Source organism: Amycolatopsis sp. NPDC039088 (assembly GCF_055598845.1).
Genome location: NZ_JBVKAE010000055.1, coordinates 29,424 through 39,532 on the forward strand (window position 1 = coordinate 29,424; position 10,109 = coordinate 39,532).

7 protein-coding genes are annotated in these 10,109 nt (G+C 67.9%); 1 reads left to right on the forward strand and 6 read right to left on the reverse strand.

All coding sequences use genetic code 11. The features are described 5' to 3' along the window. Positions 1-212: 212 nt before the first annotated feature. The 4 genes from ACZ7KI_RS40105 to ACZ7KI_RS40120 all read right to left on the reverse strand — a co-directional run bounded on the left by ACZ7KI_RS40105 (position 213) and on the right by ACZ7KI_RS40120 (position 6,403). Positions 213-1,991 carry a choline/carnitine O-acyltransferase gene (locus ACZ7KI_RS40105; protein ID WP_470278230.1) on the reverse strand — a complete coding sequence of 593 codons (1,779 nt, stop codon included), beginning with the start codon at positions 1,989-1,991 and terminating at the stop codon, positions 213-215. Further along, a complete protein-coding gene (locus tag ACZ7KI_RS40110) occupies positions 1,988-2,824 on the reverse strand; it encodes a class I SAM-dependent methyltransferase (RefSeq protein ID WP_470278235.1) in 837 nt (278 codons plus the stop codon). Before ACZ7KI_RS40110 ends, ACZ7KI_RS40105 begins: the two co-directional genes overlap by 4 nt. 22 nt (positions 2,825-2,846) lie before the next feature. Then, the gene (locus ACZ7KI_RS40115) at positions 2,847-3,698 is read right to left on the reverse strand and encodes a HalD/BesD family halogenase (RefSeq protein WP_470278231.1); all 852 of its coding nucleotides are present in this window, start codon (positions 3,696-3,698) and stop codon (positions 2,847-2,849) included. A 149-nt stretch (positions 3,699-3,847) separates the two neighbouring features. Next, on the reverse strand, positions 3,848-6,403 hold the full coding sequence (locus ACZ7KI_RS40120) for a bifunctional FO biosynthesis protein CofGH (protein ID WP_470278236.1): 2,556 nt from the start codon (positions 6,401-6,403) through the stop codon (positions 3,848-3,850). 184 nt (positions 6,404-6,587) lie between these two features. On the opposite strand from ACZ7KI_RS40120, the gene ACZ7KI_RS40125 reads away from it, so the two are divergent. Further along, complete coding sequence (locus ACZ7KI_RS40125; RefSeq protein ID WP_470278232.1) at positions 6,588-8,195, forward strand: IS1634 family transposase; 1,608 nt, start codon at positions 6,588-6,590, stop codon at positions 8,193-8,195. Here ACZ7KI_RS40125 and ACZ7KI_RS40130 read toward each other — a convergent pair. Together ACZ7KI_RS40130 and ACZ7KI_RS40135 are read right to left on the reverse strand one after the other, a co-directional pair. Beyond that, a complete protein-coding gene (locus ACZ7KI_RS40130) occupies positions 8,134-8,892 on the reverse strand; it encodes an SDR family oxidoreductase (protein ID WP_470278233.1) in 759 nt (252 codons plus the stop codon). The two genes, ACZ7KI_RS40125 and ACZ7KI_RS40130, sit on opposite strands and share 62 nt — an antisense overlap. Before the next feature lie 8 nt (positions 8,893-8,900). Then, entirely contained in the window at positions 8,901-9,698 is a 798-nt protein-coding gene (locus ACZ7KI_RS40135; protein ID WP_470278234.1) for an alpha/beta fold hydrolase, read from the reverse strand. Positions 9,699-10,109: the final 411 nt, after the last annotated feature.

Below are 10,109 nucleotides of genomic sequence, written 5' to 3' on the forward strand. Positions count from 1 at the left end.
TGTGGGGGGGGAGGGAGAGGGCACCCATCTCTTTCTGTTCTCTCTTCTTTTTTGGTGGGGGGCTTGTTGGGGGGACCCAGAGTCCCTCAAGGAGGCCTTCACGACCGCCCGCCGAGGTCACAGCCGTCCCACCGTCACCAGAGATCACATCCGAAGGTAGCGAAGGCCTCCTTCCCTACCTTGAAAGTAGGCAAGGAGGCCTTCACGGACCGCTAAGCCAGCACTTCCTGCAGTTCCCGGATGGCCGTGGCGAGTTCCGCCGCGAACAGTTCCATCTCGTGCGCGACGTGCTTCGGCGTGCACAGGTAGATGTTCAGCCTGTCCGGCAGCAGCACGTACGCGACGCCGATGCACTGCGGGCTGGTCGACCCGAAGCCGAAGTACTGGATGTTCACCGACGGCGCCGAGCTGGTGCTCAGGTAGTCGTCGCGCATCTTCAGCCAGCCCGGCGACGAGTACAGCGCCGGGGACTCGTCGACGCCGCGACGCTTCTGGATCAGCTGTAGCTCCCACAGGTGCTGCTCCGGCGCGTCGCCCGCCTGGCACTCCTTCGCCCGCGTGACGTGCTTCGCCGCTGCCGCGCGGAAAGCCGCCTGACGCGTCTGCCGGTCCGCGTTCGGGTCGTCCATCACCTGGACGAACCACTGCACCTCGGGCGTCACCACCCGCATCGCTTCGGTGCGCCCGTTCTGGTACTGCCGCGTCGCGATCGATTCGTACGTCGCGCCGGTGATCCCCTTCGCGCGCTTGTGCGCGAGCTGGTACGCCATCTGCGCGAAGCCGTCGGGGGACATCCCCAGCTCCTTCGCCCGCTTCGCGCCGAAATCGGTGAAGGACACCGTCTTCGTAGCGGTCGCGTCGGCGTACGCGGCGAAGGACGCGGCCGCGGCGCGGGCGTCCTCGCGGAGCGCGTCACCCAGGACGAACTCGATGACCTCGGACGCCGGGACGCCGTCGGCGGGCGGGCGGTCCAGCCGCGAACCGCTCAGCAGCTCGTCGGTGAACCCGAGGATCGTGGTCCCGTCCAGTTCGCAGTGCTCGACGTTGATCCCCGCCGTCCCGTCCTCGAACACGATCAGCGAGACGGCCTTGTCGAACCAGCGGTTGCCGCTGTCGCCGTGCAGCAGCTTGTCGCACGCCTCCTGCGTGTCCGACGGCGTGAAGTCCTCCAGGCACAGACAGAACAACGCCGTCTCGATGTCGTCGAGCGCGGACGCGTTCCCGGCGGCGAGCAACGCCTCGCGCGTCGCCGCCCACTCGGCCCTGGCCTTGGTGGTGAAATGCCCGACGGCGCTCTCCGGGTCCTCGACGAAGTTCCCTGACTTCACGATCGTCTGCAGGCCCGCGACCAGCTGTTCGGGTGAATACGGCCGCCCGTCCGGTGCGATGACGTCCATCCGGAACGGGGTGTCGCGGTGGAAGACCACGATGTGCCTGGCCTTCGACGGCCCCGGCCAGTCCTCGCTGTACGGCGTCCGCGCGGTGTCCTGGACGGCGCCGGGGATCCGCGTCGCCGAGAACAGGTACTTGTGCTGCACCATCGACTGCGGTTGCCCGCGGACCACGATCGGCGGCACCAGTTCCTCGTCCAGCTTCAGCTTGTAGTCCACCGCCGACGCCGCCAGTTCCGCCGCCCGCTCCAGCTGCCCCAGCGGGGATTCGGAGAACAGGAAGAAGAAGTTGGCGTTGAGCGCGATCCGGTCGCGGCGGCCGAGGTAGCGGTACGGCCAGAAGGTGTCGAGCCAGCTACGCACACCTTCGCTGCTGTCGTAGGCCTCGAGCGCGCTCTGGAGTTCGTGCGCCGGGCTTCCTTCCGCGAGGAACTCGGCGACGGCGCCTTCGGTCTCCGCGAGCTCACCCGGGGTGAGCAGCGGCGAGCACCATTCGAGGAACCGGCGGCAGGTGTCCTCCAGGTTGGGGACGGGGACCCTCGGCAGGAGGTCCTCGTTGCCGAACGTGCGGGTGGACAGTTCCGGACTGCTCACGATCATCCTTGATCTCGAAGGGGAAGGGCGTTCAGCGTGGCGGCGAGGTCGGCCGCCACGCCGTCCGGGCGGGAAACGTACAGCCGCGCGTACAGCCGCCCGCCCGACTCCAGCCCATACGGGTCGACACCCGCGACGGACAGGTTGTCCAGGATCTGTGTTCGTTCTTCTTCCGAAGCGAATTTTCGCTGCTGGAAGACGCCGTCGGCTCCCGCGGTGTCGTAGTCCAGATCGGTGAGGCTCGCGGCGACCGGTTCGTAGGAGAACATCCGCAGGACGAAATGCGCCATCCACGGCCGGCTTTCGCGCGCGATCCGGACCAGCGTCTTTTCGGTGACGTAGCCGATGCAGCCGGTCGAGATGACGATGTCGACTTCGGCCAGCAGCGCGCGCTGCTCCTCTGTCGGCTCTTCGCTCTCCAGATCCGCGTGGATCGCGGTGTCGATGAAGCCCGCTTCGAGCGCGTAGTCCAGGGCTGGTGCGGAGGTGTCCAGGCCGATGAAACGGACTCCGTCGGCGACTCCCTCCAGCATCCGCCGGTCCCGGGCGATCAGCTCGTCCCGGCTCAGCGACGCGGCGTGCGCGTAGTGGTCGTACAGCCGCTCCATCGAGAGGTCACAGCGGTACAGCGCCGCGTTGACGCCGTACGAACAGCCGAGGTCGAGGACTGTCGGCACCTTGACGTCGGTTTCGGCGCGGTACTCGTCGATCAATTTCGCGAAATAGGCTTTGGCCTGCTGCGGGATGTCGTAGTCGAGCCCGCGCAAGGTGCCGAAGAAGGCACGCGGGTCGGGCTCGGTGTAGATGTGGTCGAATGAGATCTTGCCGGTCGAATCCAAAGGCACGGGCCAGGCTCCTGACTTAGTCGAGCAGCTGATCGCCCCGGACGGCCGCTGAAGCGACATGTTCGGGCAGGACCCGGCCGAACAGCTGTCTAGTCCGCTCCGGACTGCCGATGACCCCAGGACGCTCGCTGTAGGCGAAGATCGCGGAATGGCGTGCTGTCGCGCCTAGAACACTACTCACGCGGTGAAGGGCGAAGCGTCCGCGAAACAGCTGAAGATCGCCGGGACGCAGCGTGAGCCGCCGGATCAGGTGATCACCTTCGCCGGCCAGGACGGCACGGACGTCGTCGAAGTTCTCCGTCTCCTCCGTGCGGATGTTCGGGCAGTACTCGAAGACACCGCCGTCGGCGGCCTCCTGCGTGAGCATGCTGACCGTGAACTCGTTGGTGTCGAAATGCCACGGATGCGAGCGGCCCGGTTCGATCACGTTGAGCACCAGGCCGGACAGCGGATCGGCGAGTTCGTGGAGCGCCGGGAGTTCGAAACAGTCGGCCACGAACCGCTGGAACTCGTGGCTCGCGTACAGCTGCTGGATGATCGCGGTCGGCGGGATCCGGTCGCGTGCCACGAAGGCGTTGCCGCGTTCCATGATCATGCGGCCGGGATGGCCTTCGGGGAGCGGAGTGTCGACGGCGATGTTGTAGGCGTTGACGCGTTCGACCTTCGCGTACGCCTCCGGAGCGATCTCCGCGCCTTCGCGGCGAAGGACGTCGTGCAACTCCGGGCGGACGAAGTCGGCCAGGACACTGCATCCCGTTTCCCGCAGTTCGGCGCGGGTCCGGGAAACGATTTCGCGCCACGCCGGGCTTCCGGGCTCGGACAACGGATAGCGGGCGGTATCGGCCACCTGGACTGCGCTCGCGGTCATCGACGTCCTCTCGCCTGCCCGGAAGTGATTCTCGGGTTTAGCACAGAAAACGCCCGAAGCCCCCGCGCCTTGTGAGCGGCGACACACGGAACGTGATCACCCCCTGACTCGCGCTGTACGCGGCTCAGGGGGTGATCACGGATTTTTCGTCAGCTGGTGACAAGCGGCAGCAGCGGCCGCCGGACCGCGGTCGCGACGCCGTCCGACGCCTCGGCCGCGGCGATCCGCTCGGGCGTCGGCGTCCCGTATTCAGTGGTCCGCTGCCGCAGCGGACGGCCGAGCGGCTCGACCATCGCGCGCATGTCGCTGATCGTCTTGTACGACCCGTTGGCCGCACCGGCCATCCGGCTGATCGTCTCCTCCATCAGCGTCCCGCCGATGTCGTTGACCCCGCCTTGAAGCACGGCGCGGCTGCCTTCCTCCCCGAGTTTCACCCACGAGCTCTGGATGTTGTCGATCATCCCGTGCAGCAGCAGCCGGGCGAGCGCGTGCACCGCGCGGTTCTCCCGCAGCGTCGTCCCCGCCCTGGCGAGCCCGGCGAGGTAGATCGGCGAACTCTGGTGGATGAACGGCAGCAGCACGAACTCGCTGAACCCGCGCCGCCCGTTGCGTTCCAGGCCTTCCCGCTGCAGCTTCGCCAGCAACTTCAGATGCCCGACCCAGTGCGCCGGGGTGTCGACGTGGCCGTACATCATCGTCGACGTCGTCGTGATGCCGAGTTTGTGCGCGGTGGTGACGACGTTGATCCATTCCGACGTCGGCAGCTTGCCCTTCGTCAGCACCCAGCGGACGTCGTCGTCGAGGATCTCCGCCGCCGTGCCCGGCAGCGAGTCGACACCGGCCTCCTTCGCGCGGGCCAGCCAGTCCTCGATCGACAGGTTCGTCCGCGAAGCGCCGTTGACGACCTCCATCGGGGAGTAAGAGTGCAGGTGGATGTCCGGCTGGCGGCGTTTCACCTCGGCCGCGAGATCGAAGTAGGCGGTGCCGGGCAGATCCGGGTGGATGCCGCCCTGCATGCAGATCTCGGTCGCGCCCGCGGCCCACGCCTCGTCGACCCGGTCGCCGACCTGCTCCAGCGAAAGCGTGTACGCGTCGGCGTCGGTGCGCCGCTGGGCGAACGCGCAGAACCGGCAGCCGGTGTAACAGACGTTGGTGAAGTTGATGTTCCGCGTGACCACGAAGGTGACGTCGTCGCCGTTGACCTCACGGCGCAGGTCGTCGGCGATTCCGGTGAACGCGTCGAGTTCCGGGCCGTCGGCGTGCAACAGCGCCAAAGCCTCGTCGTCGGAAAGTCCGGCGGGGTTCTTTTCCGCGCTGCGCAAGGCATCCCGGACATCGAGGTCGAACCGCTGCGGCGCGGTCTTGATGTTGCCCTTGATCTCCGCCCAGTCACCGTAGACCGAATCGAAGTCACTGCGCCGGTCTTCCGTGCGGCCGATCGTGTCGACCTCGACGTGCAGATCGGTCCGCCCGGCCTCCTTCCAGCCGCCGTCCGGCTCCTGCCACGGGATGCCGACCGGGATCGCTTCCTCGATCGCCAGCCCGGTCTCGGCGTCGGTGAGCGGCGCGAGATGCGCGTTCATCCGCGGGTCCAGCCACGGCTCACCGGTCTTGACGTACTCCGGGTAGATCGGCAGCCGCTCGCGCACGGTGAACCCGAGCGCTTCGGTGCGGCGCTTGAGTTCGTCGATCTGCGGCCACGCGCGTTCGGGGTTCACGTGGTCTGGGGTCAGCGGCGAGACGCCGCCCCAGTCGTCGATCCCCGCGTTCAGCATCAGTTCGTACTGCTGGCCGATCAGGTTCGGCGGCGCCTGGATGCGCATCTTCGGCCCCAGCACGAGCCGCGCGACGGCGATGGTCGCGGCGAGTTCTTCGAGATCGGCGTCCGGCGTCGCGCGCATCTTCGTGTCCGGCTTCGCGCGGAAGTTCTGGACGATGACCTCTTGGATACCGCCGTAGGTCTTGGCGACCTTGCGGATCGCGAACAGCGAGTCGGCCCGCTCCTCGAAGTTCTCGCCGATGCCGATCAGGATGCCCGTGGTGAACGGCACCGAGCTGCGGCCGGCGTCCTCCAGCACCCGCAGGCGGACGTCGGGATCCTTGTCGGGCGAGCCGTAGTGAGGGCCGCCCTTCTCGGTGTAGAGCCGCTTCGCGGTCGTTTCCAGCATCATGCCCATCGACGCCGAAACCGGCTTCAGCCGCTGGAAGTCCTGCCAGGTCAGCACGCCGGGGTTGAGGTGCGGCAGGACGCCGGTCTCCTCCAGCACCCGGATCGCCATCGCGCGGACATAGGAGAGCGTGTCGTCGTACCCGTGCGCGTCGAGCCAGTCCTTCGCCGCCTTCCAGCGGTCTTCGGGACGGTCGCCGAGGGTGAACAGCGCCTCCTTGACGCCCATCGCGGCACCCTTGCGCGCGATGTCGAGGACCTCGTCAGGGGAAAGGAACGGTGCTTCGACGCGGCCGGGGACGGTCGCGAAAGTGCAGTAGCCGCACCGATCCCGGCACAGGCGGGTCAGCGGGATGAACACCGAGCGGCTGTAGGTGACCACGCCGGGACGGCCGGCCGCGACGAGGCCGGCGTCACGAACCCGGGAGGCGTGGTCGGACAGCGTCTTGAGGTCGTCGCCGCGCGCCTGGAGCAGGATCGCGGCCTCGGTGAGGTCGAGGGTCTTCCCGTCGCGCGCCCTGGCGAGCGCCCGGCGCATCGCCGAGGTGGTGGGGGCGGTCGCGTCAGCGTCGGATGCCATTCCCGCACGCTATGGCCGGACTCGCTCCAGCTGCCAGTGTGCATCCGGCCACCACCTCACTCACGTGGGTGTGCTCACTGTTAGCCCAGGTCAGCGACCGATCTTGGTTGCCGATCGGAGGGTCGGAGTGTATTACCTAAAGGTGGCTTCGGTGATCGGCAAGAAGGTCGGCGGGCGGACGTACTACTACCTCGTCACCTCCGCGCGGGTCGACGGCGAGCCCCGCGTGGTGTCCCAGCGCTACCTCGGCACGGCCGAGGAGATCGGGCGCGCGATGGACGGCGAGGTCTCCGCACCCGGCGAAGCCCGGCATAGGACCTTCGGCGACGTCGCGGCGGTCTGGGCGACGCTGAACCGGCTCGACTTCGTGCCGCGAGTGGACGACGCCGTCGGCGCCCAACGCGCCGCGACCACCTTGGGGACGCATCTCGCCCTCGCCGTCCTGCACCGGGCGACCGCGCCGGAGACGGAGCTCGCCGCCTGGTGGGAGGACGGTGTCGCGCGGGAATTCGTCAAGGCCGACCTGGCGAACCACTGGCGGGCACTGCAGCGGCTCACCCCGGAACGCATCGCGCGGATCGAGACCACGGTCGCCGACGCCGTACTCGGTTGGCTGGGCACCGGGAACGCCGCGCTCGCCGTCGACGTGCCGCAGTTCGCCACCTTCACCACGACCGACCCGTGCCGCTGCGAACTCGCCGGACTCGGACTGGTGGTGACCAAGGACGGCGCGATCCCGCTGGCGTCGCACGCGTACCCGCGCGAGGGGGCACCACCGTTCGCCGCGCTCGCCGAAGACCTGCGCGGACGGCATACCGACGGCGACGTCACGCTGGTCTTCACCGCCGGTCAGGCCGCGCAAGTGGATCTCGGACGACACTTCGTCGGCGCACTGCCCTTGTCGGACCATCCGGACCTGCTGGCGAAACCGTCGTCCGCGCGCAAACCCGTCGACCCGGAGCGCTTCGCCGGGCTGACCGCCTTCGACACGAGGGCGATGGTCGCCGGCGTGCGGCGACGCGTGATCCTGACCCATTCGGAAACCCTGCACAACGCGCAGGCCCGCGCGTTCGGTGACGAACTCGGCACCGCGACCCGCGAGCTCGCCGGCCTCGACGCCGCGCTGGCCACTGGTACCTATCGGGGCGATCGGAGCCAGGTGAACGCCGAAATCGCCAGGATCACGCGTGGCCGCCGGGTCGAGCGCGTGCTCTCGCCTTCGCTGACCGGGACGAGGCCGGGGGAGATCCGGCTGACCTGGAAGGTCGACGACGCCGCCGTCTCCCGGCTGCGCGAGGAGTTCTTCGGCAAACAGGTGCTGGTCACCGACCACGACTGGCCCGTCGCGGAGGTCGTCACCGCCTACCGGGCGCGGACCCACCTCGACTCGACATTCCGCTGGCTGACCGGCACCGCCGTCACCGGGCCGTCACCACGTTGGGACTGGACCCCGCACCGGATCGCCGTGCACACCCTGGTCACGGTGCTCGCGTCGACGGTCACGCACCTCATGCGGCGCGAGGCCGACCGCGCCGGAATGAACCTCTCGGTCCGCGAACTGATGGACAGCCTGGCCGGGATCGGCGAGACGGTGCTGCGCTACCCCTCGACCGGCGGCCGCCCGCGGACGCGGCGCCTGCTGACCGAGCGGAGCCCGGAGCAGCAGGCGCTCTTCGACCTCTTCGGCCTCAGTTCTCTCGGTGGATCTGCAGCGCGGAGAAGCTCTGCACCACCGGCATCAGCTCGATGACGTTGATGTTCACGTGCTCGGGCTGCGAAGCCGCCCAGAAGACGGACTCGGCCACATCGGCGGCCGTCAGCGGCGTCGTGCCCTTGTAGACGTTGTCGGCCTTGCTCTGGTCGCCCTCGAACCGGACGACGGAGAACTCCGTGCCACCGACCATGCCGGGCTCGACATTGGTCACCCGGACACCGGTGCCGTGCAGGTCCGCGCGCAGGTTCAGGCTGAACTGGTGCACGAACGCCTTGGTCGCGCCGTAGGTGTTGCCCCCGGGGTAGGGGTAGGTGCCCGCGATCGAACCGATGTTGATCACGTGCCCGCGGCCGCGCTCGACCATCCCCGGCAGCAGCGCGCGGGTGAGGTGCACCAGGCCGGTGATGTTCGTGTCGATCATCTGGTTCCAGTCGTCGAGCTTCGCCCGGTGGGCGGGCTCGAGCCCCTTGGCGAGGCCGGCGTTGTTGACCAGCAGGTCGACGTCGGCGAACTCCTTGGGCAAGGATTCCGGCAGCGCGGCCACCGCGTCGGCGTCACGGACGTCCAGTTCGAAGGGCAGCACGTTCTCGCCGAGCTCGTCGGCCAGCTTGGCGAGCTTGTCCTTGCTACGGGCGGCCGCGACGACCTTGGCGCCGTCGGCGGCGAACCGGCGGACGATCTCGACGCCGAACCCCGCGCTGGCTCCGGTCACGAAGACGGTCTTGTGGGACATGGAGACGATCACCTGATTTCTTTCAAGAACCGTGCGAACACGGCGTTGAACTCGGCCTCACGCTCCAGGTTAGGCATGTGGGCGGCGCCCTCGATCACCGCCAGGGTGGAGCCCGCGATGAGTTCGTGCATCAGCTCGGCGTCCGAGACGGGCGTGTACTCGTCCTCGGTGCCGACGACGATCAGGCTCGGCACGGTGACCTTCGCGAGGGTCTCCCGGTAGTCGGGCCGCTCGGCGCGTCCCCGCAGCGCCGCGGCGGCTCCTTCCGCCGGAGTCGTGCGCATCATCCGTAAGACGTGCGACGCCACGTCCGGCAGCGTGCGGACGTTCTCCGGCGAGACCATCTTCGTCAGCACCTCGTCCGCGTACGGGCCGATGCCCTCGGCGAGGACCCGGTCCGCCATCGCGTTGCGGACGCGCTTGCCCTCCTCTGTCTCTTCTTGAGGGGAGGTGTCGGCGAGCAGGAGACCGGCGACGCGTTCGGGGTAGGTGCGCTGGAACTCCATGACGATCTGCCCGCCCATGGAGAGGCCGCCCAGGACGAAGCGCTCGAGGCCGAGGTGATCGGCGAGCCGGGCGATGTCGGCGGCGAAGACGTCGAGGCCGGTCTTGCCGGGGACCACCGTGGTCTCGCCGTACCCGCGAAGGTCCGCCGTGACGACCCGGTAGCCCTCGCGACTGAAGCGTTCCGCTTGCGGACGCCACATCGTGCGGTTGAAGGGGTGGCCGTGGACGAGGACGACGGGCAACCCGGTGCCGAGGTCGTCGTAGGTGACGGAGATGCCGTCGAGTTCCGCAGTGCTCATGGACCGAAGCTAATCGGAGCAATCTTCGAGATCAATACGGTGCAATGTACTCGGAGCAATATTCTTGTCCGGGTGTTCACCGGGGCGGCCACGGGTGGATCACCGGTGTTGGCCTCGTTTTGGGCCTCTGACCTGCGGAAACACAGTTAAGGTACCCCCCTGTTTTCGGGGGTTTCCGGCCATGTAAAGTTCTCCAAGTCGCCAGGGAAACCGGGTGGCCGACCGGGACACGAACCAAGCTCTCGCTCAGTGCGATTGAGTGGGTGTCCCACCAAAAACTGCTAGGAATGACTGCTTCGGATAAGGCCGCGTGACTGCGGTGCGATCTGGGGTGTGTTGCTTGAGAACTCAACAGTGTGCTAGTGAACTAAGCCAGTAGAGCTTATGTATTTGAACCTCGTTTGAGGTTCC

Excerpts from the sequence above, each read along its gene's own strand:
- ACZ7KI_RS40105 (WP_470278230.1), bottom strand. The coding sequence starts at position 1,991 with ATGATCGTGAGCAGTCCGGAACTGTCCACCCGCACGTTCGGCAACGAG.
- ACZ7KI_RS40115 (WP_470278231.1), bottom strand. The coding sequence starts at position 3,698 with ATGACCGCGAGCGCAGTCCAGGTGGCCGATACCGCCCGCTATCCGTTG.
- ACZ7KI_RS40120 (WP_470278236.1), bottom strand. The coding sequence starts at position 6,403 with ATGCGCCGGGCGCTCGCCAGGGCGCGCGACGGGAAGACCCTCGACCTC.
- ACZ7KI_RS40130 (WP_470278233.1), bottom strand. The coding sequence starts at position 8,892 with ATGTCCCACAAGACCGTCTTCGTGACCGGAGCCAGCGCGGGGTTCGGC.
- ACZ7KI_RS40135 (WP_470278234.1), bottom strand. The coding sequence starts at position 9,698 with ATGAGCACTGCGGAACTCGACGGCATCTCCGTCACCTACGACGACCTC.